The 23858-nt window shown below is 52.5% G+C and carries 23 protein-coding genes and 1 tRNA gene; 7 read left to right on the top strand and 17 right to left on the bottom strand.

Annotated elements, in window-relative coordinates; all coding sequences use genetic code 11:
* Nucleotides 1-61: 61 nt before the first annotated feature.
* The 14 genes from fliT to ACGHAD_RS08420 form a co-directional block, all read right to left on the bottom strand.
* On the bottom strand, nucleotides 62-418 hold the full coding sequence (fliT, locus tag ACGHAD_RS08485) for a flagellar protein FliT (protein ID WP_339615347.1): 357 nt from the start codon (nucleotides 416-418) through the stop codon (nucleotides 62-64).
* Nucleotides 419-469: 51 nt separating this feature from the next.
* Nucleotides 470-1693 (bottom strand): flagellar hook-associated protein FlgL, encoded by a 1224-nt coding sequence (gene flgL, locus ACGHAD_RS08480; RefSeq protein ID WP_339615348.1) that lies wholly within the window; start codon nucleotides 1691-1693, stop codon nucleotides 470-472.
* A gap of 35 nt (nucleotides 1694-1728) precedes the next feature.
* Nucleotides 1729-3684 (bottom strand): flagellar hook-associated protein FlgK, encoded by a 1956-nt coding sequence (gene flgK, locus ACGHAD_RS08475; RefSeq protein ID WP_382415693.1) that lies wholly within the window; start codon nucleotides 3682-3684, stop codon nucleotides 1729-1731.
* Nucleotides 3684-4682, bottom strand: coding sequence for a flagellar assembly peptidoglycan hydrolase FlgJ (gene flgJ / locus ACGHAD_RS08470; protein ID WP_382415695.1), 999 nt, complete (start codon nucleotides 4680-4682; stop codon nucleotides 3684-3686). Before flgJ ends, flgK begins: the two co-directional genes overlap by 1 nt.
* Nucleotides 4682-5794, bottom strand: a complete 1113-nt coding sequence (locus ACGHAD_RS08465; RefSeq protein WP_382415697.1) for a flagellar basal body P-ring protein FlgI — start codon at nucleotides 5792-5794, stop codon at nucleotides 4682-4684. Before ACGHAD_RS08465 ends, flgJ begins: the two co-directional genes overlap by 1 nt.
* Nucleotides 5795-5803: 9 nt before the next feature.
* Nucleotides 5804-6487 carry a flagellar basal body L-ring protein FlgH gene (gene flgH / locus ACGHAD_RS08460; protein WP_339615352.1) on the bottom strand — a complete coding sequence of 228 codons (684 nt, stop codon included), beginning with the start codon at nucleotides 6485-6487 and terminating at the stop codon, nucleotides 5804-5806.
* A gap of 24 nt (nucleotides 6488-6511) precedes the next feature.
* The gene (flgG, locus tag ACGHAD_RS08455; protein ID WP_339615353.1) at nucleotides 6512-7297 is read right to left on the bottom strand and encodes a flagellar basal-body rod protein FlgG; all 786 of its coding nucleotides are present in this window, start codon (nucleotides 7295-7297) and stop codon (nucleotides 6512-6514) included.
* A 30-nt stretch (nucleotides 7298-7327) separates the two neighbouring features.
* Nucleotides 7328-8071: a flagellar basal-body rod protein FlgF gene (flgF, locus tag ACGHAD_RS08450; protein WP_339615354.1), complete on the bottom strand. Its 744-nt coding sequence runs from the start codon at nucleotides 8069-8071 to the stop codon at nucleotides 7328-7330.
* Between the two features lie 200 nt (nucleotides 8072-8271).
* Complete coding sequence (flgE, locus tag ACGHAD_RS08445; RefSeq protein WP_382415700.1) at nucleotides 8272-9531, bottom strand: flagellar hook protein FlgE; 1260 nt, start codon at nucleotides 9529-9531, stop codon at nucleotides 8272-8274.
* Nucleotides 9532-9582: 51 nt separating this feature from the next.
* On the bottom strand, nucleotides 9583-10296 hold the full coding sequence (locus ACGHAD_RS08440; protein ID WP_382415702.1) for a flagellar hook assembly protein FlgD: 714 nt from the start codon (nucleotides 10294-10296) through the stop codon (nucleotides 9583-9585).
* 10 nt (nucleotides 10297-10306) lie between these two features.
* Complete coding sequence (gene flgC / locus ACGHAD_RS08435) at nucleotides 10307-10750, bottom strand: flagellar basal body rod protein FlgC (RefSeq protein ID WP_339615357.1); 444 nt, start codon at nucleotides 10748-10750, stop codon at nucleotides 10307-10309.
* 47 nt (nucleotides 10751-10797) lie between these two features.
* Entirely contained in the window at nucleotides 10798-11208 is a 411-nt protein-coding gene (flgB, locus tag ACGHAD_RS08430; RefSeq protein WP_339615358.1) for a flagellar basal body rod protein FlgB, read from the bottom strand.
* Nucleotides 11209-11532: 324 nt separating this feature from the next.
* Nucleotides 11533-12393, bottom strand: a complete 861-nt coding sequence (locus tag ACGHAD_RS08425; protein WP_339615359.1) for a protein-glutamate O-methyltransferase CheR — start codon at nucleotides 12391-12393, stop codon at nucleotides 11533-11535.
* Nucleotides 12394-12504: 111 nt separating this feature from the next.
* The gene (locus ACGHAD_RS08420) at nucleotides 12505-13458 is read right to left on the bottom strand and encodes a chemotaxis protein CheV (protein WP_382415704.1); all 954 of its coding nucleotides are present in this window, start codon (nucleotides 13456-13458) and stop codon (nucleotides 12505-12507) included.
* A gap of 267 nt (nucleotides 13459-13725) precedes the next feature.
* Here ACGHAD_RS08420 and flgA point away from each other — a divergent pair, with 267 nt between their 5' ends.
* The 5 genes from flgA (at nucleotide 13726) to ACGHAD_RS08395 (ending at nucleotide 16430) form a co-directional block, all read left to right on the top strand.
* The gene (gene flgA, locus ACGHAD_RS08415; RefSeq protein ID WP_382415706.1) at nucleotides 13726-14448 is read left to right on the top strand and encodes a flagellar basal body P-ring formation chaperone FlgA; all 723 of its coding nucleotides are present in this window, start codon (nucleotides 13726-13728) and stop codon (nucleotides 14446-14448) included.
* A 178-nt stretch (nucleotides 14449-14626) separates the two neighbouring features.
* The gene (gene flgM / locus ACGHAD_RS08410) at nucleotides 14627-14941 is read left to right on the top strand and encodes a flagellar biosynthesis anti-sigma factor FlgM (protein WP_339615362.1); all 315 of its coding nucleotides are present in this window, start codon (nucleotides 14627-14629) and stop codon (nucleotides 14939-14941) included.
* A 129-nt stretch (nucleotides 14942-15070) separates the two neighbouring features.
* Nucleotides 15071-15547 (top strand): flagella synthesis protein FlgN, encoded by a 477-nt coding sequence (locus ACGHAD_RS08405; protein WP_382415708.1) that lies wholly within the window; start codon nucleotides 15071-15073, stop codon nucleotides 15545-15547.
* A 75-nt stretch (nucleotides 15548-15622) separates the two neighbouring features.
* Nucleotides 15623-15699: transfer RNA gene (locus ACGHAD_RS08400), tRNA-Arg, on the top strand.
* Nucleotides 15700-15716: 17 nt separating this feature from the next.
* The gene (locus ACGHAD_RS08395; protein ID WP_382415710.1) at nucleotides 15717-16430 is read left to right on the top strand and encodes a 16S rRNA (uracil(1498)-N(3))-methyltransferase; all 714 of its coding nucleotides are present in this window, start codon (nucleotides 15717-15719) and stop codon (nucleotides 16428-16430) included.
* A gap of 13 nt (nucleotides 16431-16443) precedes the next feature.
* On the opposite strand, the gene ACGHAD_RS08390 is transcribed toward ACGHAD_RS08395, so the two are convergent.
* From ACGHAD_RS08390 to ttcA, 3 genes are all read right to left on the bottom strand, one after another.
* On the bottom strand, nucleotides 16444-18879 hold the full coding sequence (locus ACGHAD_RS08390) for a putative bifunctional diguanylate cyclase/phosphodiesterase (protein WP_382415712.1): 2436 nt from the start codon (nucleotides 18877-18879) through the stop codon (nucleotides 16444-16446).
* Nucleotides 18880-18974: 95 nt separating this feature from the next.
* Complete coding sequence (ald, locus tag ACGHAD_RS08385) at nucleotides 18975-20078, bottom strand: alanine dehydrogenase (RefSeq protein ID WP_382415714.1); 1104 nt, start codon at nucleotides 20076-20078, stop codon at nucleotides 18975-18977.
* Nucleotides 20079-20193: 115 nt separating this feature from the next.
* Nucleotides 20194-21108, bottom strand: coding sequence for a tRNA 2-thiocytidine(32) synthetase TtcA (gene ttcA / locus ACGHAD_RS08380; RefSeq protein ID WP_382415716.1), 915 nt, complete (start codon nucleotides 21106-21108; stop codon nucleotides 20194-20196).
* 310 nt (nucleotides 21109-21418) lie between these two features.
* Here ttcA and ACGHAD_RS08375 point away from each other — a divergent pair, with 310 nt between their 5' ends.
* A complete protein-coding gene (locus tag ACGHAD_RS08375) occupies nucleotides 21419-22210 on the top strand; it encodes a flagellar brake protein (RefSeq protein WP_382415718.1) in 792 nt (263 codons plus the stop codon).
* A 51-nt stretch (nucleotides 22211-22261) separates the two neighbouring features.
* Complete coding sequence (locus ACGHAD_RS08370) at nucleotides 22262-23830, top strand: methyl-accepting chemotaxis protein (RefSeq protein WP_382415720.1); 1569 nt, start codon at nucleotides 22262-22264, stop codon at nucleotides 23828-23830.
* Nucleotides 23831-23858: the final 28 nt, after the last annotated feature.

The raw sequence follows: 23858 nt of genomic DNA, 5'->3' as shown, positions 1-23858 counted from the left end.
AGCAGGAGAACGACCTCGACACCGGAATGACATAACAGACAATAGGAGCATCCAAGAGTCGCTAGGATTTTTTATAGGCGTTAAGCGCTTGCCGTGCCTTGCGATCTTTTGCCAGCTCTTGCGCTATCGCCTTTTTACTAACCTCTGCCGTCTGCAGTAGTTTGTCATTTAGCGCGCGTAGCTCGTTTAGCCTGGCGGCGATGAGCTCACCCTGTTCTTCAGATAGCGGCAGCTGTCGCGTGACTTCAGCGTCGATACGCTGCAGAACCGTGTCTCGTTGACGAAACTGCCGCTCAAAATCTTGCCAGCTCTCGGCTTGCGCCAAGACCAACAACTCTTCAGACGCTTTTATTGCCAAAGATAACTGCCGCTCAAGCGCTGTACTGGAGAGTTCTGGGGGGGCTGGAGTGTCGCTCATATTTGGGGCTCTGGCTATTGGGGCTTTTTACGTCAACCTTTTAGCCTGTGATTACAAGTAGTTAAATAAAGTTAACTGACTAACCTTAGAAAAGCTTTGCTGCGCTGCGCTTAACACCAATTCTTGCATTTTTAAGCGAGTGGTCGCCTCGGCATAATCTAAGTCACGTAAGGACCTTAACACTTCTTCAGTATCAAGGGCCGTATCGGCGTTTAGGTTGCGAGTCGAATCGAGAGTGTTTAGGCGGGCGCCAACATCGCTTTGGACCTCGCCAATACGGGTTACCGCATTGTCTAATGTACCGAGTGTTTTAGCAATCACATCGCCCAGCTCGGCCTTACTCTCACTGTTGCTCTTAACCGCAAGCATAGCATCGCGAAAGTCAGTGAGTGTTTGCATGATACTGGATTTTTCGTTTTTGACTGTCAGCGTAAGCTCATCGCCATCATCAACACCAAAGCGCATTCCCGCCGCCTCTATCACATAGGTAGACGCAGCCAAAGGCGACGGTGGCGGCGGTGGTGGGCCTTGCGTAAAGGGCACCGGGTTGCCATCACTGTCTTCTATCGTTACTACCCCAGCACCCGACACCGTCACCGCCAAGGGGCCATGATCGAGCTGATCTAACGCGTCTTGATCCACAATTGCGGGAGCCGGTCGCGAACCAAGGTTACCCGCCTCTGTGCTGTAGGCACTAACGGTATTGCGCGAGGTGTTGATCCCTTCAAAAACCCTGCGTCCAGGGTCTGTTGCTTGCACGGTGACACTTTCAGACACCTGCAGTGAAATAGAACCATCATCACCTTGATAGACGACACTACCGCCCTGCTCTGTGTAGGCAGCATCACCACTTTGATAACCGGCAAAAATATACTGTCCCGACGAGTCCTTAGTGTTTTGCAGGTTAAGCAGCTCCTTCATGCGACTGTCCACTTCAGAGGCCATAATTTTAAACTCTGAAGGCGTTAGGGTCGCCGTGTTTGCCGCGCTAACCGCCAGCTCTTGCATACTTTGCACCAGCGACGTGACGCTATTAAGCGCCACCTCTTCAAGCGATAACTTGCTTTCGGCCACGTCGATATTTTTGTTGTACTGCGTAAGCTTACTCAGCTGCTCACCCAACTGCAGAATTTGCGTGGCGGCTACTGGGTCATCCGCTGGCGTCAACACCCGCTGACCGGCAGCCATCTGAGCACTGGTTTTGTTAATCGCCGCCTGCGCATCACGCATACCAATATTGGCGATACTGTAAATCTGTGATGTCGATACTCGCATAGCCTGTATACCTCGTTATCGCCTACAAACGCCGACTAAAAGGCATTTAAAAGCGTGTCAAACACTTGCCGGGCAATAGAGATCACCTGTGAGTTGGCGTTGTATGCCTGCTCAAACTTAATCAAATTGGCCGCTTCTTCATCAAGATTGACCCCTGATATACTGTCCCGCAATGATTGCGTCTGCTCGAGTACACTGCGCGCCGCATCGGTGTTCATACGCGCCAAATTGGACTTGGCCCCTACCTGCTCAACAAGCTTATTGTAGGCGCCATTGATGCTTAACCCACCCTCTACTGTTTCGGCAGCCACCAACGCCGCCATTTTTAAGCCGGTACGATTGTCGCTTGTCGCATCAGAATTAAAACTAACAGTAAAGGTATCGCCCGTCGCAGGATTTCCTTGAATATTGATTTCGTAGGTTCGGTCACCGGGCAATGCGGCGTACTCGGGGTAGATCGGATCGCCTGGACTATAGGGATAAGTGACACCAGGGTCTAGCTCCGCGCCGAGCTCATCCAAGAAGCGGTATTCAGAGGGCGAGATAAACTCTACCACCACAGGTGTAGTGGGCCCCGGCCCAACCGCAGTACTCGTAACATCCGGGTCGCGCAAAACATTACCCGCGCTAATAACACCGGAGCCCGCATTGTTGGGGTTAGCCTCAGTGCGCACCGGCGCGGCGAGCGCTAAACCGCGCGGGTCATCCATAATAGCCTGTATATCACGTGCAGCCGTCGTGGTGGGATTAATGCGATACGACTCACCGTTGCTGATGGCACTGGTTACCTCGAGCGAAATACCATCAAAATCGATTGTCGCAGGCGAGGCCGGGACCGCAACCCCAGACGCCACCAACTCACCATCAGATTCGCGTACCACCGCGTAGTCACCACCGGGATCGGCGACACGCAGTGTATAATCGCTGGCAGTTAACAAACTGGTATCGGTAATTTCCGCAGTGAAGTTACCACCACTAGCCCCAAGCGGAGTCACTCGCCCCGCCATAGCGCTAGCGCTATTGATCGGATTAAACAGCGGCTCACCATAGTCACCGTCAAGGTTAAGCCCCTCGCCTTGCAGGCGATTCATTTCCCCCGCTAACACGAGTGCCACACGGCCCAGCTCATTCTTAGCCGGCGCCAACACGTCGTCACTAAAGCTAAGCAAACCACCCAGCTTGCCACCACTGATCTGTTCGGTAATATCTGTTTCGCCCCCGGTGCTGGAAAACAAAATCCTGCCGTTTCCATCTGAGCTCAGCTGGGTTGCATCTTGCCCCACCACCAAAGGCTGACCATTGCCAATGTAAACATTAAGTTGACCACTGTCTTGCTTAACCACGTTTACGGCCACTAATTGTGACAACTGATTAAGCGCCGAGTCTCGTTTGTCCAATAAATCATTGGGCTCGCCACCACTAGCCCCTTGTTTCTCGATAATTGCTTTATTTAGCTCGGCAATCGAATTGGCGAGCGAGCTCACTTGGCCGGTGAGTGTCGAGATTTCACCATCAATGGCGTTTTCGATGGATGCAAAACGGTCATACAAACTATTAAAGCGAACCGCCAAGCCTTCGGCTTGATCAACTACTAACTGCCGCGACGGAGTTGCTGCGGGGTCATCGGCCGCACTTTGCAAGGCTGAGAAAAACAACTCCATTCCGCCAGACAAACCTGTACTGCTATTAGCCAACAAGCTGTCTATTTTACTCAAGTTTTGGTTGTAGGAATCTAGTTGATTAAAATTCGCAATGTCTAACCTCAGTTGCGTCGACACAAAATCATCGACAACCCTGGCAATCGACTCGGTAGTAACGCCGTTACCTAAATAACCTGCACTACCGGCGCTTTGCGCCGGTCGCGTGCCAAACGATACGTTTTGCCGGCTGTAACCATCGGTATTGGCGTTGGCGATATTATTACCAGCCGTACGCAAAGCATTTTGGCTTGCCTGCAGACCCGATATCGCATTAGAAAGTAGACCGGACATTACAAATTACCCACATGTTGTTGATAGGCGGCAAGTGCCGGGCTGCCAGAAAAGTTCTCGCGCTGCATAATCTGTTTTAACTTATTGGCATAATTGGGGTCGGTCGCGTACCCGGCATTTTGCAACTGCTCTACATAGGCGTTTGCGTCAGTCCCCTCGGCCAACGCTTTTTGATAGCGAGGCTTTTGCATCAAGGCGATGTAATCGGCAAAGCTCTCTTGCAATGAACCGTAACGACGAAATGCCGCATCGACGGTCTGCGCTTCGCCCTCTAGGTACTCTGTAGTGCTGACAGTCACCGCCTCGCCATCCCAGCTTTTGCCGGCTTTAATATTGAACAAATTAAAACTGCTGCCAGCTTCATCACGCACTAAATGTTTGCCCCACCCGGTTTCGAGGGCTGCTTGAGCCATCAGTGCCTCGGGCGCGACACCTAAGGTTTGCGCGGCCCATGTGGCGTAAGGTTTTATGGCATCGATAAAGCCCGCCGCATCTGCGGCCGCGGCATTCACAGACGTCACTGCTGGCTCAGAAAAAGGCTGAACGTCTACACGCTCACCCACTCGCTCACTGACCCGGCGCTGATCAAAATTCAGGGCCGCACCTTGTAGCGCGCCATCTAATCTTGCTTTGTCAGCGGCGTTTCTATCATTGGGTAAATACTGGCCGTAGCTTTTTAATAACTGCTGATACAAAGTATCGGCCAAGCCCATTCCCTTACCTTTGGTCAACTCCAACGACCACTGTTGATCGAGCATATCGCTATAAAACTGGGTGTCGGAGCTGTTCATATAACTGTCTTCCGAAAACGATTCGGACGCCGCCCGCATACTTTTAAGCATTTGTTGCACAAACAAGGATTCAAACTGGCGTGCCATTTGGCGCAGGGCCTCAGGGTCTTTATCACGCCCCATTTTCTTCACAGCCTCAAGCCCTTGACTGTTTAAATAGCTGTCTTGGGCAATGCTGGCGCTCGCTTTTGTATCAAATTCGTTCATTAGATCACCAATAGCTCAGCGTTAAGGGCGCCAGATTGCTTAAGCGCCTCTAAGATTGCCATCAAGTCGGCGGGCGATGCACCGACGTTATTTACCGAGCGAACGATATCCTCCAAGGTCGAACCTGGGGCAAATTTAAACATCGGATTGGTTTCTTCTTCGACATCAATAGCGCTATTGGGAGTAATGGCAGTTTGCCCCTGTGCAAAAGCGCCAGGTTGGCTGACGTCGTAATCTTCAGATATAGAAACGGTCAAGCTGCCGTGGGTAATGGCAACCGGAGAGACCCGAACATGCTGGCCCACAACGATGGTACCTGTGCGCGAGTTAATCACCACACGGGCGGCCTCTTCACCTGGCTTGACCTCAATATTTTCTAACAGCGCCATAAAATCAACACGGTGCGCAGGATCTTGCGGCGCTTTCACCGCGACTGAAACAGCATCGATAGCGGCAGCCACGTCAGGGCCTAACATTTCATTGATCGCCGTCGCCAGACGATTTGCGGTGGTAAAATCGGCACGGTTTAAGTTAAAAACAATCGGCTGATTACCGGTAAAGTTATTAGGCACACTGCGCTCTACGGTGGCGCCATTGGGAATCCGACCTACGCTCGGCACATTAACGGTAATATTGGAGCCATCGCCCGCCTCAACGCCAAACCCACCCACTACTAAGCTGCCTTGGGCCACTGCGTACGTATTACCATCAATACCTTTAAGCTTTGACATCAACAAAGTACCACCACGCAAACTTTTGGCATTACTCACCGACGAGACCGTGATGTCGATGGCTTGACCGGGCTTGGCAAAGGCGGGAAGGTCGGCGTGAATCATAACCGCGGCGACGTTTTTCATTTGCATCCGCGTACCCTCAGGTACGTTGATACCAAACTGTTTTAGCATGTTGCTAAAAGACTGCGTGGTAAAGGGGCTTTGGGTGGTTTGGTCGCCCGTGCCATCCAGCCCCACCACCAAACCGTAGCCAATAAGCTGGTTAGACCGAACACCGGCCACTGAGGCTATGTCTTTGACTCGCTCGGCACTTGCGCCAGCACTTAATAAAAGTGCCGTAAAAAAACTGCTTAACAGTAAGCCTAATAACGTTTTCATACCGCCCCCTTAGAACGGCCAATAGGCGCTGTTAAAAAAGCGCGACATCCAACCCATCGACTGCGAGTTGGCAAGTTCACCAGTACCACTGTAAGAAATTTGCGCATTGGCAAGTTTGGTAGACGACACTGTGTTCTGACGTGAAATATCATCGGGCCGTAAAATTCCGCTAATACGAATAAACTCATCGCCGCGATTCAGTGTCATCCATTTTTCACCGCGCACAATCAAGTTGCCGTTAGGCAATACATCGGCAACTGTCACCGCAATAGAACCGCTTAGACTGTTGCTTTGGTCGGCACCGGCATCGCCATTAAAATCGCGCTCTTGACTGATACTGGTGTCAAATGGAACCCCGTTTAAGGTCGGCGTCATTCCCAAAATAGTACCCGCCGGCAAGCTGGTCGAGCTGTCTTTGCTGACGTTAACGCCCGAGCTTTTGCTCGATACCGTACGCTCGGTAAGCATGATGGTAATAATATCGCCGACGTTGCGCGCTTTGGAGTCGGTAAACAAGCTCATGCTGCGCTCGTGATACAAAGAGCCATTGGTTTGTACCGGCTCTTGATAGGCGGCCGACACCACTGGCGCATAATGCGGATCACCCGGTTGTGGCGGCGCGTAAGAGGCACAGCCCGTTAACCACAGCAGCACCAGCCCCCCTATGCTCACGTATTTTATATTACCCATCATGACCTTCACCTGTTGCAGCACCCGTTATAAGGTTTGCGTTATGTATTGCAGCATTTGATCAGCGGTGGAAACAACTTTGGAGTTAAGCTCGTAGGCCCGTTGCGTACTGATCATATCGACCATCTCTTGCACGATTTCGACGTTTGAACTCTCCAACATGCCTTGCTCTAGGCTGCCCATGCCGTTTTCAGACGGCGCACCAATCAGTGGATTACCACTGGCCACCGACTCTAAAAACAAATTGCCGCCCACCGCCTGAAGGCCCGCCGGATTCACAAAGTCGGCTAGGAGAATATCGCCCAGCTGTTGCGGGTCGACTTCGCCATCCACATAGGCGTTAACGACACCGTCTTTACTAATAGTGATATTGCTGGCGTTCTCGGGGACATTGATGGCAGGCTCTAGCAGGTGGCCGTCGGCATTAACTAACTGCCCTTCACCGTTGATTTGCAACTGACCGTTGCGGGTATAAGCAACCGAGCCATCGGGGCGTAAAATCTGTAAAAACCCTCGGCCGTTAATGGCAACATCGAGCGCTTGGTCGGTGACTTCAAGGTTACCCTCGGTAAACTGTTTTTGCGTGCCCACAACCCGCACACCGGTACCAAGCTGCAAGCCTGATGGCAGCTCTGTGTCTTGCGTCGATTGCGCACCCGGTTGGCGCTGAGTTTGATAGAGCAAATCTTCAAAAGTTACCCGATCGCGCTTAAAACCCACGGTGCCGACGTTAGCAAGGTTATTAGAAATTGTGGTCAGTTGTTTGTCCTGCGCCGTTAGGCCGGTCTTGCTGACGTAAAGTGCCGAGTGCATGGCGTTACCCTCTAGTCGTTAACGAACAGGTCAGGACATCTGTAACAGACGCGCTGAGCTTTCGGAGTTTTGTTCAAAGGTTTTCATTAGCTTGACTTGCATTTCATACTGACGCGACAAGCTTAGAATGTCGGTAAAAGCATCAACGGCGTTAACATTACTGCCCTCAAGCGCACCGGATGTCACACGCACATCAGCGTCTGCGACCAAGTCAACGCCATCGAGCTGACGAAACAAACCATCAGCGGATTTTTCCAGCGAACCGTAATCAGGTTTAACCAGCTTTAAGCGATCAATTTCAACCAATGTTTCTGGCCCTTCGCCCTGCCCTTGAACCGAGATAGTACCGTCTTCACCAATGCTAATCTGAGTGGCTGGCGGCAAGGCGATGGGCCCATTATTACCCATCACCGGCAAGCCCTCGGCGGTACGCAATATACCGTTAGCATCTAAGTTTAAATTGCCAGCGCGTGTGTAGGCCTCGGCACCGGTAGGCGACTGAACCGCCAAAAATCCATCACCATTAATGGCCACATCCAGTTCGCGCCCGGTTTGCTGAACCGGCCCCGGGGTAAAATCTGACGCGGGAGACTCTGTCATGGCGTAAGCACGCGTTGGCTGACCGTCACCGTAGTACACACCCATACTGCGGGCTACAGCGTAATCCGCACGAAAGCCAGTGGTATTAATGTTGGCCATATTGTTCGCGTGACTGGTCTGCGCGATCATGTTGTGCTTGGCACCGGTCATTGCGATATAGAGAGCTTTATCCACAACAGACTCCGTTGGTTTATTGGCAGTTGAACTTACTTACAGCAAGTATTGCAACCGCTGTGCCAACACCAACACCCGCGTCATACGGGGGCTAGCGCGCGACTGCCCGAGAAATTAAAAATCAGACACAAAAAAGCGGCAAACCGCTTCCGCCGTTTGCCGCCGCAAAAAGTGCCACTTGCGCTCGTAAGCGCAGGCCATTAACGCAAGTTAATAATCGTCTGTGTGGTTTGGTTAGCCGTCTCAATGGTTTTAGAGTTTGCCTGGAAATTGCGCTGGGCAATAATCAGGTTAACCAACTGTTCGGACAAGTCCACATTGGACTCTTCCAGGGCGCCGGCTTGGATATCGCCAAACGAAGCCGAGCCAGGTGAGCCGACAATCAACTCGCCACTGTCGGCCGTTTGTGCCCACAACGTTGAACCAACCGGCTTGAGCGCTTCAAGATTATTAAAACTTGCCAGCGCGACCTGCCCTATCGTCTGCGCCTCACCATTGGTAAAGCGCGCAAAAATAAGGCCCTGCTCGTCAATATCAATACCCGCTAGGCGGCCGGTGCTATAACCATCCTGAGTTAGCCCCTCGACTGAAAATCCGCTGCCAAATTGAGTGGAGTTCGCAAAATCTATGGCGAGACCGGCAACCGGTGTCGCGCCGTTACCCGGATCGTAATCAAGCGCAAACTCTGTGCCTGCGGCGACACCGTCGACTCTAGCCAAAGCACCCCCCGTATCAAATGCAAGGGCGACCGGCCCCGCAGGTGCGGTAGGATCTTGCCCATCAATTTTGACATGGACATTCCACGAATTAGTCACATCGTCGGTTTTTACAAAATACTGACTTAACGTGTGTGGGTTACCTAAACTATCGTAGATCGTCGCCGAAGTGGCGTGGTTGTATGTCGCAGGATCGGTTGCATCAAAATACGCTGCAGGGTCAGGCGGAACATTGGGGTCGAGAACGGTCTCACGGGCATCCAGGTTAAACGAGATATTCATCTCGGTAGAGGCGTTTGGCGCTTGGTTCTCTACGTTCACACGTAGGCTCTCCAAAATCCCGCCCACGTTACCTTCATCGTCGGCGATAAAGCCCTGCAAGTTTGAACCGGTGTTATTGACAATATAACCGTCTTTATCCAAGCCAAAGGTTCCGTCACGACCATAAAGCTTATCGCCGGCGTTATCGAGAATAAACATTCCCGCGCCATTGATCGCCAAATCGAGCTGGTTCTCCGTAAAGTTTAGGTTGCCTTGACTAAACTGTTGACGAATTTTTTGTAGATTGACACCCGAGCCCGGCGTATTAGAGCCGCTACCGAGCAGTGAGCTGGCATAGACATCACCGAACTCGGCGCGAGAGTTTTTAAAGCCGGTAGTGCTGGCATTGGCAATGTTGTTGCCGGTTACCTTTAAGTCAGTATTGGCGGCCCGAATGCCGCTCAGAGCAGTATTAAAAGGCATCGTTCGCTTCTCCTATTGATGCAAACCGGCAATCGGTGTGCAAATTCTTAATTAGTTAAACTGCTTGATGTCCGAGATATTAACCGCGCCGACACCGGCCAGGTTTAAAATGATGCCGCCGTCTTCAGCGAGCGTCACACTGTTTACATTGGCGCTAAGCGAGGTGGCTATGGATTCAGTTTTGCCATCAACCGTGGCATTGACCTCAAACGTATAATCACCGGGAGCGAACGGCTCTTCACCCGCCGACCAGTTGGTCAGCTCGCCGTCAACCTCCATATACTGGCCGTCAAAACGGAATACAGTCTCGCCGGCTTCGCGAGCCCCAAGGGGTATTTGCCCAACCAACGCACCGCTGGCGTCATAAATACTGACCTGGGTATTGGGGCTGGTTTGTGGCAAATTGACTGAACCGGAAATTATTCCGCCCTCGGCCAAGTAGGTGGTATCCGTGGGCACCGTCACCGAGCGCCCTACCAACGATGACGCTTGCAGCGCTTGGTTAGACATAAAGTTGCCGCTAAAGTCTTCAAAGCTGGTGTTTAACCGCTCCAAACCTTCAACGGAGCTGAACTGCGCCAGCTGGGCAATAAACTCGGTATTGTCTTGCGGACTCAACGGGTCCTGATTGTTCATTTGGGTGATCATCAACTCCAAAAACGCCGATTGGCCCAACTCGTTGCTTTTGGTTTCGGGCTCTTTTTTATTGATACTTAAATTGCTAAGTATATTGCCCGCTGAGCTGGTCTCATTTACCGTAGTCATGGCGTTATCCTTACTGTCCCAGAGTCAACACGCGTTGCGCCATCTGTTTGGCCGCGTTCATTACTTCAACGTTCACCTGAAACGAACGCGAGGCAGAGATCATATTGGTCATCTCCTCCACCACATTCACATTCGGGTAGTAGACATAACCTTCTTCATCGGCAAGAGGATGCGTGGGCTCAAAGCGCTGCTCGTAAGGCGCATCGCTCTCAACCACCCCAAGCACTTGCACGCCAGCGCTTGCCGCCTGGTCGTTGCCATCTATCGGGGTAGCACCAAACGCCATTGCATCGCGCGCCATGGCAGCAAATACGGGTTGGCGCGAGCGGTACACATCGCCAGCACTAGAGGCTGCCGATTGCGCATTCGCCAAGTTACTGGCCGTGGTGTTTAAGCGTAAGCTCTGGGCGTTCATGCCCGAGCCTGCTACGTCAAATATATTGCCAATCGCCATGAGATATCTCCACTGCCTACTTATTTTTACTGGCTGCACGTTAGCAGCTACTGACCCGCAATCGCGCTGGACAAACCTTTAAACTTTTTATTGAGCATCATAAAACTGGCCTGAAAATCCAGGGCATTCTTCATAAACGCCGCGTGCTCAACTTGATCTTCAACGGTATTACCGTCTACCGAGCTCTGATGCGGGATACGAAAACCAAGTTTGGTATCGCCACCGGCGAGCCCGCTACCGTCCAGATGACCCGACTGAGTCTTACTCAAACTCACGTTCAAATCATGGCCTGCGGGGCGGGTCTGACGATTCAGCTCGGCCTTAAAATCCATATCGCGAGCTTTAAACCCGGGGGTATCGGTGTTGGCCAAATTATTGGCTAGCACTTCTGCGCGACGCGCCCGAAGCTTTAATGCCGGCTCGTGGATTCCAAGTGCTTCTGAAAAAGAAATCGCCATTTTCATTTGCTCGCTGTGTTAATTAAATTGCGTTGCAAGCAATAAAGCACAGCCCGTGCCAAAAGCTAAAAATAACGATAAGCTATTGTTTTTTATGAAGTTTACAAGAGAGAGAGAAACCGAGGAGATACGCCAATGGCGGCATAAAAAACAAAGCGGCAATGGATTTCCGCCCTCTTTTGCCGCCCTTGACTGACATGTAGGTAAACAAGTTTGCTTAAGGAGCTCGACTTTAACACCGCCGCAGAACAGATTGAGTTTCAACAAGCAGCGAGAGGAATAGATATAGTTAACGGGAATGTGAGCTAACGTAAGCCCTTTAGATTACAAGGCACGATACAAAATACCCGGTTCACAGCGGACCATTTCAAACAGGTGCGCAGCACCGGCGACCCCCTCTGATGAACCCAGAAACACCACACCGCCAGGCTTGAGGCTCGCGTGAATCTTCTCAAGAATGCGCTTTTTCAGCGCCGCATCAAAGTAGATCAAAACGTTGCGGCAAAACACCACATCAAAACGCCCCAGCGCCGCGTAAGAGTCGAGCAAGTTAATCGCCCTAAACTCTATACACTCACGCAGCTTAGGCTTAACTTGCCAGCGGTTGCCATCGAGCGAATCAAAGTACATATCGCGTCGCTCTTGCGACAGGCCGCGCATCACCGAGAGTTTATCGTAAATACCTTGGCGAGCTTGCTCTAACACAATTGAGGATAAATCGGTTGCCACTACTTGCACTGGCCGCGATAGTGCCCCCATAGCGCGGCGGCGATACTCCTCAATCATCATGCTCAGCGAGTATGGCTCCTGCCCCGACGAGCACGCCGCCGACCAAATCCGCACGGGGCCAAACATTCGCTTAGCCGGCAGCATTAAATCGGGCAAAATCGTATTTTTTAAGTATTCAAACGGGTAACCATCCCGAAACCAGAAAGTTTCATTGGTGGTCATGACATCAATGACTTGATCGCGCAGGCGACGGTTTGCGTTACTTTTAAGCACTCCGACCAACTCCGTAAACGAATGCAAGCCGTGCTCTTCTAGTAGGCGCCGCACTCGATTGGTCACCAAGTACTGCTTATTCTCACCGAGAGAAATACCACAGGCATCCTGCAGAAACTGACGAAAGTGATCAAACTCTGCCTGCGCCAGCGTTCCGCCTTGTGCGGTACGTTCGTTTGTCATACCCGTCCTTATTTTGTGCTTTTTAGTAGCAACTGTTAGCAACAAAAACCTGCGAGCGGTAAAAGCCTGACGGTAGATAAAACATCAAACAATTGCGCTACCTTATTGATTTTACTCAGCATCACCAAGTAAATCTTCACCCGAAATCGATAGCACCCGGTCGTTAACCCGTTTTGCTAACTCATCGGGGTGAAACTTCGCCAAGAAGTCATCTGCCCCGACTTTTTTTACCATTGCGGCATTAAAAACACCGCTGAGCGAGGTATGTAAGACCACGTACATCTGGCTTAGCGAACTATTGGCACGCAGCTCGGCAGTAAAGGTGTAACCGTCCATCTCGGGCATTTCGATGTCTGAGATGATCATAATCAGCTCTTCAAGGGGGTTTAAGCCCTGCTCCTGCATACTTTGCAGGTACTCCATCGCCTCGCGGCCATCTTTTTTAAGGGTAGTACGGATCCCCATAGATTCGACTACACGCTGAATTTGTTTGCGGGCGATATTCGAGTCGTCCACAATCAACACATGCTTTTGTACCACCCGCTCGCTAATGCCGTCGGCCACAACACCGGCACTAATTTGCTCATTAACGGGGGCAACCTCAGCCAGAATTTTTTCTACGTCCACGATCTCGACTAATTTTTGCTCAACCTCTGTTACCGCCGTCAAATAGTGCGCCTTACCAGCCCCTGATGGTGGCGGATGAATATCGCTCCAGTTCATATTGACAATACGCTCAACCCCGCTGACCAAAAAGCCCTGCTGGGTGCGGTTGTACTCGGTGATAATAACGAAACACTCGGCGAGATTATCCAAGGGTTTGCGGCCAATGGCTTGATTCATATCGAGGATCGGGATGGTGCCACCGCGAATATGGGCCACACCGCGCACCACTGAGCTACGGCCCGGTATCTCGTTTAAGGGCGGGCACTGCAGCACCTCTTTGACCTTAAAAACGTTAATACCATACAGTTGCTGGCCACGCAGCCGAAACAGCAATAGCTCCAGCCGGTTTTGCCCGACCAATTGTGTTCTCTGATTGACACTGTCTAACACGCCGGCCATAGATGTTTCTCCAATCAAGCGCAAAACGAATCTAACGCAATATTATCAATAAGTTATGCCGAAAACTTACATTTTTATTTAACAGCGGTTACCGACAGGCCGGCATCAATCGCCGGCACGGTCCTTGCTCTATCTGCCTTATATCTATGTTAACGGCTGATTTTTGACGCACTTTAGCGCTCAGTCCAAATATAGCTTATTACAACACCTATATTGAGTGTATTTTTGGGACTTACTTTATACCGCCCTATGAACTGGATGCTTGCCATGATTCGACAGCGCTTAACCTCAAGGCTCCCCTGCGCAGTAGCGGTGATAGCAGCACTGGCAGCTGGCAGCCTAGAGGCGGCGCAACAGGACTTAGGCCAACTGAAAGCGGCGGCAAAACACTTTTTAGAGCAGCGCTACACGCAACAGCACACTGCGACCACTGACAGCGAGGTCAGCGTTGCCGATTTAGACCCTCGGCTGCGCCTCACAAGCTGCTCTGCGCCGTTAACATTTAGCGTGCGAGACATCGGTGATAACGGAGGTGCCATTAGCGTTAAGGCGCAGTGCGAGGGAGAGCAACCTTGGTCGCTCTACCTAAGCGCCCAGGTCGACGTTTACCGCGAAATACTCGTAGCCGCCGTCCCACTGGGGCGCGGCACATTGATCGACAGCTCGGTGATTACCCACCAGAGGCTCAACACCAGCACGTTGCGTCAGGGCTACCTAACCTCGGCCAATCAAGTATTGGGGCAACAACTGCGACGCTCCATTGACGCCGGCGAGCCACTGCGCGAAGGCGTACTGGAGCAGCCGCTGGCGGTCGAGCGCGGTGACATTGTCACCTTAGAGTCAACCAGCGGCACCATTCAGGTGGCCACGCAAGCCGAGGCACTCAGTAGCGGCCGTGTTGGCGAGCAAATCCGGGTGCGTAACACCAGCTCAGAACGCGTCGTTCGGGCTAACATCTTAGGTGAAGGACGTGTCGGTGCCAATTTTTAGACGCTTTGTGGCTCAACGTGAGCCAATTCACAAAAAAGTGACAGAAAACACTAAAGTTGTACGCTTGCCTGCCGAAAGCGGATATAGACGAGTTGCATGTGTCGCCTTGGCGAGCATGCACTCTGGTATTGGCAAACACCGGTAGCACACCGGAATCAGGCAACGTTGGGAACTCACTATGGTTATTGATACATCAAACACAGTAAAAACAAACGCCCCGAACAGCGGCCGCACCACCGGCGCTGCCGGTAACGCCCGCGCGGATAAAACCCCGGGGAATGTCGACAGCTCGGCTAACAACAGTGACGACAGTGTCGCACTAAGCCCCGAAGCGCAAAACATCGGTCGCTTACGCGAGGCAATCGACAACGCCTCAGGCGTTGACAGCGAGCGTGTCAGCGCTATTAAGCAGGCGATTTCTGAAGGGCGGTTTGAAATTAACCCCGAGCGCTTGGCCGAGGCGATGCTCGCACAGGATGAGCTACTGGGCTAACGCACGGAATAACTAGCGAGGGACGAGTCCATTTGCCTGAGCTCGTCCCCGCTACCATCTCACCTTATTTAGTGAGATGTCGGGCTCGCACCCGATTTTTGCCAATACACACTCATACAGAGGTTTATCATGTCGGCCAATCCCCAACTGGTACGTGAGATGCTCAACCGCGACTTGCACGCCGCCCAACGCCTGCAAGCGCTACTCTCCGAAGAACGCGAACTGCTTCAAACGCGCAACCACGAAGCACTCGCCGCCCTTATTAGCGAAAAAAACGAGCACCTTGCACTGCTTGAAGGTCACGCCAAAGAACGTGCCGCGCTCTTACAAGCCCTGCAGGTAGATGACAACGCCGTCAGCTGGCAAGAGTTTTTAGCGTCCGACGACGCCCTTCGCGAGCTGATCCCTCTTTGGCAGCAACTGCAAAGTGAAGTCAGCCAGTGCAACGAGCTAAACAACCTTAACGGCAAGCTGGTTGCCCGATCTCAGCAAACCCTCAAACGACTTCTCGATCTGGTGCGCGGCAAAACGCAAAGTGCCGGCCTGTACGACTCCAGCGGCAGCGCCACCAACAGCGCCTCAAGCAACACCCTCACTCGGGCTTAACAAAAAAACCATCTTTCCTTGGATTATCGCGGCAAAGTTTTTACAATGTCGCCTCGCTCGATTGGGGCGATCAAAGCCCTGGTAGCTCAGTTGGATAGAGCAGCCGCCTCCTAAGCGGCAGGTCGGACGTTCGAATCGTCTCCGGGGCACCATTTATTGCAGCGTAGCCATGAACTTAATTCTGTTATTTGCCGACGATTTCGACGCCCACGGCCACGCTATCCTGCGCGATTCACGCCGGTTAGACCATATCTGCAAAGTCCACCGCGCCAAGCTAGGTGACACTTTACGTGTCGGGCTGGTCGATGGCCTAATGGGCAGCGGCGAGATAATCGCCATGGACGGGCAGCTCATTACATTACAGGTCAGCTTGACTGAGCCCGTGCCACCGCCATCGAATATTCATTTGATTCTCGGTCTACCCCGCCCCCCGATGCTGAAGCGGACACTACAAACCATTGCCGCGCTCGGGGTAAAGCAGCTAACGCTTCTGCAGAGTGCACGGGTTGAAAAAAGCTATTGGCAATCGCCGCAATTGCAGCCACAAAAAATCCACGAGGAGCTACTGCTCGGACTAGAGCAAGGCTGCGACACTCAATTTCCGACAATTCATACGGCCAAACGCTTTCGCCCTTTTGTCGAGGATCAACTGCCCGAGCTGATACAGGATCACGATGCGTTGCTGGCACATCCTTATGTGACAACCCCCTGCCCTACATCAACCAATAAACCGACATTACTGGCCATTGGCCCCGAGGGTGGGTTTATCGATAACGAAATTGCCATGCTAAGCGAGGCGGGCTTTACCGGTGTTACGCTAGGGCGCCGCATTATGCGGGTAGAAACCGTTGTACCCTATTTACTGGGGCGCCTCGGTGGGTAGCGCGATCAGGCCATTAACGTTTTAAAAGTGCCTCAAACTGTATCTCGGGTACTGCCGGACTAAAATAAAACCCTTGGTAACTATGACAGTGGTAGGTATGCAAGATCTCCAGTTGCTCGGCGGTTTCTACGCCCTCAGCCACCACGTTTAAATCGAGCAGACGCGCCATGGTAATAATGGTTTCAACCAACACCCGGTCACTGCGGTCATGGCTTAAGTCGCGAATAAAGCTTTTATCGATTTTCAACGTCGACACCGGCAAGCGTTTAAGGTAACTGATTGAGGAGTAGCCAGTACCAAAATCGTCCAAGGAGAAACTCACCTGATGCGCGGCCAACGTCGACATAGTTTCAATCGCCTCGTCGACACGCTGAATGATAATGCCCTCGGTTACTTCAATATCCAGTGCCCCCGGCGGCACATCGTAACGCTGTAAAGCATCAATAACATCTTGTACAAAACTCGCCCCGCGAAACTGGCGAGGGCTAATATTAACGCTCATGGTCATACCCGGACGCCACAGTCCTTTGCTCGACCAAATCGCCAAGCTTTGACAGGCTTGCTCGATAACCCACTGCCCTACATCAAGAATTAAGCCGGATGTTTCCAACACCGGAATAAAGTCCATGGGCGAGATCTGACCTTTCTCGGGGTGCTGCCAGCGCAATAAGGCCTCGGCACCAACAACCTCGCCGGTTTCAATATCGAGTTTAGGTTGATAGTGCAACACAAACTGCTGCTGCTCTAGGGCGCGGTGTAGATCACCCTCCATCACCAGCTGCGCGCTGACCTTATCCGCCATATCTTCATTAAAAAACTCGATAGCGTCGCGGCCTTTTTCTTTGACGTGGTACATTGCGGTATCGGCGTAACGCAACAGCTCATGCACCACGTTATTTTTATCTGGATACACCACAACCCCGACACTGCAAGTAATGCGCAGCTCCATTTGCTCGTGCATTATAGGTTGCGACACCACCGCACGTATTTTTTCGCTGATCTCGCCCGCTTTAAGTCCTGCAATGTCCAGCTCTTGGTCGAGCACAGTTAACACCACAATAAACTCATCACCGCTTAAACGCGCCACTAAATCTTCCTCGCGCACGGCGGCTTTTAAGCGTTTAGCAACCTCTTGCAATACAGAGTCACCCACCGGGTGGCCGAGGGAGTCGTTAATATTTTTAAACTTATCAAGGTCAATAAACAACACAGCACCAAAGTAACCATGACGTACCGCCCGCCGCACTTCGTGCTCCAATCGCTCGACCAACTGCAGGCGATTGGGCAGGCTGGTTAAGGCATCGTGATGCGCCATGTACTGCATTTTCTCTTGGGCGTTTTTGCGCTCAGTGACGTCCACCGACAGCACCAGAGAAACAACCTCGTCGTAATAATCCAGCGGAATCATATGGGTTTGCAAAAACAGCTGGCTGCCATCAGCACCGACAAAACTTTCTTCCACAACATCAAGCTCTTCACGCCGGTCGATGACCCGCGCATCGTTATTAAGCACTTGCTCGATATTATCCACCGAGTGCTTTAATAGATTTCGCACGTGAATGGTACACATTTGTTCGGGGGTATAGCCCAACGCATTGGCCAGCGCTTGGTTGGCAAAACGGTAGTAACCTTGCTTGTTACGGGCACCAATTAAGACCGGCAAACTATCGACGATTTGGCGCAAATGCTCTTCACTTTTACGCAGCGCAAGCTCCACCGCGCGGCGCTTAGCCAGCGACAACTCGACCACATCTAACAACTGATTAGTATTGCTAATAACGCTGGCCAGTTCGTCTTGACGCTTATCGGGCAGCGGCGTCAAGCGTCTTACCCCCGGCTGATCGGGGTCAATTTCATTGATCTCGTGGGATAGGCGCGCCAGCGGTTTGGTTAACTTTACGTAGAATGCGATAAACAGCAAAACCACCAAGACCAGGTTACGCAGTACACCGGCCACAAGGTTCAGCTCTGAGCGGCTGTAAAAGCTCGCCAGCGCCTGGCGTTTATCTACCCGAAAAGAGATTTTGCCGGTGGATTGCTGCGCGTAACCAGGAACTGCCAGCTGTGCGGTATAAGTAAGAACGTCATCATCGACGATTTTAACCAGCCAGCCGGCACTGTGAACAATAGGCGGCCGGCTCGCCTCGGCCAGCGCATTGCCCCGCTCATCGAGAATGGCCACTTCATGGATAAAATCGTAACTCAGCAGACCGTTAACCACCTCAGTGGCTAAGTCGTCATCAAGGGTGTGTACGGCCCGGGCGGCGGGGGGTGTGGCGACCTGAATAACCCGATCAACAAGCCTCTCAAACTCTCGCGACTGAGCGCGATAATCCACATAAACCTGTACCAAGTTCATAGAAAAACTCAGTACAAAAACGAGAATAATCCCAATTTTAGCAAGCTGAAATGAGATTCCTTCGTAGAAGGTTGGTCCTTTATTATGCATTCGTCGCTGATTCCCCAATGGGGGCTATCGCCATCCAGTTAACGTCAATACAGCCTACTTTGTGTGACCGCTTACTGCCTCAGTCACAACAAGCCTTACCATTGCATCTCTTTACAGGGCTTTTGCAGCGCCGCCGCTACGGCATTATGGGTAATGCTGCCCTTGTGCACATTAACGCCGCGAGCCAAATAGGGGTTATTTTTTAGCGCTCCCAGCCCATCAGACGCCAACGCCTGCACAAAGGGCAGTGTCGCATGAGACAGTGCTAATGTCGATGTTCGCGCCACTGCGCTGGGAATATTGGCGACACAGTAATGCAGAGTATCACCTACGCGATAGGTTGGGTGCTCGTGCGTGGTCGGACGCGAGGTCGCAAAGCACCCGCCCTGATCAATCGCAACATCCACCACCACACTGCCCGAACGCATGGTTAAGATATCCTCACGCTGCAACAAGCGCGGCGCGCTAGCCCCCGGGATCAGTACCGCGCCTACCAACAGGTCTGCTTCGCGCACCAGCTCGATAAGCGCCGCATGGGTGGCAAACACGCAATTAACAGCACCGCGAAACAAGTCATCGAGCTGCCGCAGCCGCGCCAACGAAGCATCCAAAATCGTAACGCGGGCGCCCAGCCCCACTGCCATACGCGCTGCGTTATAGCCAACCACGCCACCGCCGACGATCACCACAGTCGCGGGGGCCACGCCAGGCACACCACCGAGCAACACGCCGCGGCCGCCGCGGATAGATTCCAGGTGAAAACTGCCCGCCTGTATTGCCAGCCGCCCCGCCACCTCGGACATAGGCGCCAACAAAGGTAAGTCACCTTTAGCCGAGCTGACAGTTTCATAGCCAATCGCGGTCACGCCGGAGGCCAGCAGGTGGTCGGCCAGATCGGGTACGGCGGCTAAATGCAAAAACGTAAACAGGATCTGCCCCGGGCGCAGTTGCTCGCACTCTGAGACTTGGGGCTCTTTGACTTTAACCAGCAACTCGGCTGATGCAAAAACCGCCTCGGCAGAATCACTCAGCTGCGCCCCCGAGTGCTCGTAGTCGGCGTCGCTAAACCCGCTCCCGACACCGCTCCCGGCTTGTACCGTCACCTCGTGCCCCGCGCGGGTTAACTCCAGCACAGCACTGGGGGTTAGCGCGACACGCAATTCATTGTGTTTGATTTCGGTGGGCACGCCGATTCTCATACCTGCTCTCCTTGGTTACCTCGGATATAAAATAGGGCGACAATGTCAGTATAGAGCAGTGCGCCTATCCGTCAGTCAAACGAGGCCACAAATAAAACAACGGGCGAGATTTAGCTCAAACCTCAATGGCTTGAATTGTATTGGTCGACTTGTCTGCTACCGCGCCAGGTGTCAACGCCATAAAATCAAACAGGTTGCGATCAGCTAGCTGTGAGGGAGCCACATTGCAAATAGCCGAAAATATCGTTTCCAACCGCCCTGGGTGAGACTGCTCCCAGGTGTTGAGCATCTCTTTTATCACTTGGCGCTGCAGGTTTTCTTGCGAGCCACATAAATTGCAGGGAATAATGGGAAAGCCCCGCTGCTCGGCAAACGCAGCCAGATCTTTTTCTTTGCAGTAAGCCATAGGACGAATCAGCACATTACGGCCATTATCAGCCAGCAACTTGGGAGGCATCGCCTTCAGCTTGCCGCCGTAAAACATATTGAGAAACAAGGTTTCGATAATATCGTCGCGATGATGGCCCAGGGCAATTTTGGTCGCGCCTATCTCATCGGCAAAGCTGTACAAGGTGCCGCGCCGCAAGCGAGAACATAGCCCACAGGTGGTTTTTCCCTCGGGCACTAACTCTTTCACAATACTGTAGGTGTCTTTCTCGACCACGTGATATTCGACCCCCAGCGCCTCCAAGTACTCTGGCAGCACATGCTCGGGGAACCCTGGCTGTTTTTGATCCATATTGACCGCCACGATCTCAAACCTGATCGGTGCGGTTTTTTGTAGCCCCAGCAAGACATCGAGCATACCGTAGGAGTCTTTACCGCCCGACAAGCACACCATCACTTTATCGCCTTCGGTAATCATTTCGAAATCGGCAATCGCGGTACCCACTTGTCGGCGCAAGCGTTTTTGCAGTTTATTAAACTCCAATTTCTGTTTGCGCGCCGCCGTTAGCGTTTGCTCATCTGCCGCCTTAGCAGCGGAATCCGCTGTGGGCGTGTTGGGGTAAATGGATACCGAATCACTCATGCTGAAACCTGCCAGTTATTACTACGATGAATCAACCTTAGAGCTCACTCTGGCCCTGAGGCAGCCGCATTAGTCACACGCTTGCGGGGGCGCTATTGTACGGATATTAAGCACAAGTGCGAAGTCTTTTGCCGCAAGGCGGCAGTGCTTTGCCGATTTTGCGCTAGACGGTTCCTTATAAAGGCCAATACTTAGCGTAACGTCGCGGCTTTAAAGGCGCCACAGGTGCCCCAGCGCAATGGCACAGGGATTGCTATCAGCTAGTCATAAGCAAGCAACTTTTTGCAGTCTTTAGCACTAGGACGATACCGTGAAGAACACTTTATGGCGCCAGTTTATCAGCCCACTCAAAGCACTTGTGCGCCAATCAGCACACAGGTTTGAATTAACTCCAGAGACCGCAGTGCAATCGCCCTGCCACGCCAGCGAAATTTGCCTTGAGACCCTCAATAACTGGCTGCAAACCCGCCGCGTATTAAGTGTTGAAAACGGCTTTTGGCAGGGCCAAAGTCTGATGCTCGCCATAGACGCAAAGCGCGATCTAATATGGATTGACGAGATTTTCCCCGCACAAAATACCCTGAACGAAGGGCAGCCTCTGCAAGTCAGCTTACGCCAAGGCTTTGAGCGTTGTTATTTTACCTCGACCGTTGTCGCCATTGTGGACAAACCTCAAGGGCGCATGATCGCCCTGCAACTCCCGTCAGAAATACACCGGGCCCCGCGTCGCACTCATAGACGCTTTACCTTGCCCGGCCCACGCTTTACTGCCAAGGTTCGCGCCCCCGGTTTGCATGCCGAAAGCTGTCAGGTCATCAACATCAGTGCCGGGGGAATGCGTATCTCCCTTAATGGCAACCTACTTAAACACTACCGCGCCGGCGTCTCCCTACCCTTTTGCCGCTTTGTGTTAGGACCTGATATTTTTATTACCTGCCGCGCGACCATCAAGGCCGCCATGTTAGACAAAACAGCGGGACGTAAAACTCAAGTTAGTCTCGCCTTTGCCGATATTCCTCTGACACAACGTCAACAAATCGATGCGTACCTACACCGGCTCGAAGCGCTTCGCGGTGAGCGGCAGGTTGCCGTAAGCGCTTAGCGCTAATGGCAGGTAGACGCATTTCAATGGATCGCGTTTCGGAGCTTATGAATGCGCAACAATGGTCACATCACGGGTAAAGAAGTTCCCGTTCAGCCGGGTGAAGAAATCGTCTCCTCTACCGACACCCAAGGCAAAATTGAATACTGCAACGACACATTTAGCCGTATTGCCGGTTACGAGCAAGACGAACTGATCGGTCAACACCACAACATTTTGCGCCACCCGGATATGCCCGCTGAAACCTTTGCCCTGCTTTGGCAAGCGCTTAAGGGGCGCAAACCCTGGATGGGTATCATCAAAAACCGCTGTAAAAACGGTGATCACTATTGGGTGAGCGCGTATGTTACCCCGGTTGGTAAACGTGGCAACGTGAGCGGTTATGAGTCTGTGCGGGTCCAAGCTGACCGCAAAACCATTGGCCGCGCCGAACGTGCGTACAAGCGTTTAAGCGCCGGAAAACCTGCCTGCCCCCTGTTAAAAGCACTTATGCAACGCAATCAAACCGGGCTGCTGGTTACCTTTGCGCTATTGCTATTAACCACGATTTATCACTTGGCGACAGGGCAAAATCTAACCGGTTATACCGCAGGGGGAGTTGTGTCGGTCATTGCCGGGGCAGTCGCCCAGTGGGGCCATACAATGACACTAAGCGCGGCACTTGCGCGGGCCCGCGCCACCCATTGCGACCAGATAGCCGCGTATATTTACACCGGCCGGGCTGATAGCGCGGGCGAGATAGAGCTGGCTCAACTGGCGATTGCAGCGCGCTTACGTACCGCTCTCGGGCGTTTTCAGGAATCCGCTTCCGAGCTAAAAAACCAAGCGTTAACTGCCCAACAACAGACGCAAGTGACCTTTGCACGCATGGCCGAACAACAAGCGCAAACCGCCAATGTTGCCCATGCCATGAGCCAAATGTCGCAGGCGGTGCAAGAGGTGGCCCAAGGCGCCAGTGAAACCTCCAAAACCACCGGCGACGCCATCAAGGAAGTAGCGCGCGGCAACGAGGTTATCACCCACGCCAATACCGCGATCAACGAGCTATCCAGCACGGTCACCGCCCTTAACAAGGTATTAGAGCGATTAACCGAAGGCAGTGGCAAAATCGCCAGCGTTGCCGATGTTATCCGGGCCGTGGCCGAGCAGACCAACCTACTGGCATTAAATGCGGCGATCGAGGCCGCTCGGGCAGGCGAGCAAGGCCGAGGCTTTGCGGTAGTCGCCGACGAGGTTAGAACCCTCGCTCAGCGCACCCAGCGCTCGACCGAGGATATTCAGGCCATTATTGGTGAACTCTCAGAGAGCACTCAGTTAGCCGGCGACAACATGGAGCAATGCCAACACTTGGTTGATCGCAGTGTCAGTGAAATGGTTAATGTCAGCGATGCGCTAACGGCTATCACTAACGCGGTCAGCGCCATTGACCTGCTATCCCATCAGATTGCCGCCGCAGCCGAAGAACAATCTGCCACTGCAACGGATATTGACAACAATACCCGCGCTATTACCCAAATTGCCGACGACACCAGGACCGATATCGATGCGGCAAGTCGGGCAAACAACGATATGGCCGAACGCGCCTCCGACCAGTTTGATCTCGTGCATCGCTTTGGCTAGCACTTGCCAAAAGCGGCCAAAACCCGTA

The organism is Gilvimarinus japonicus, from assembly GCF_042847215.1.
Taxonomy (GTDB): Bacteria; Pseudomonadota; Gammaproteobacteria; order Pseudomonadales; family Cellvibrionaceae; genus Gilvimarinus; species Gilvimarinus japonicus.
Note: the sequence above shows the minus strand (reverse complement) of the source record. Positions and strands in the feature narration are given on the sequence as shown.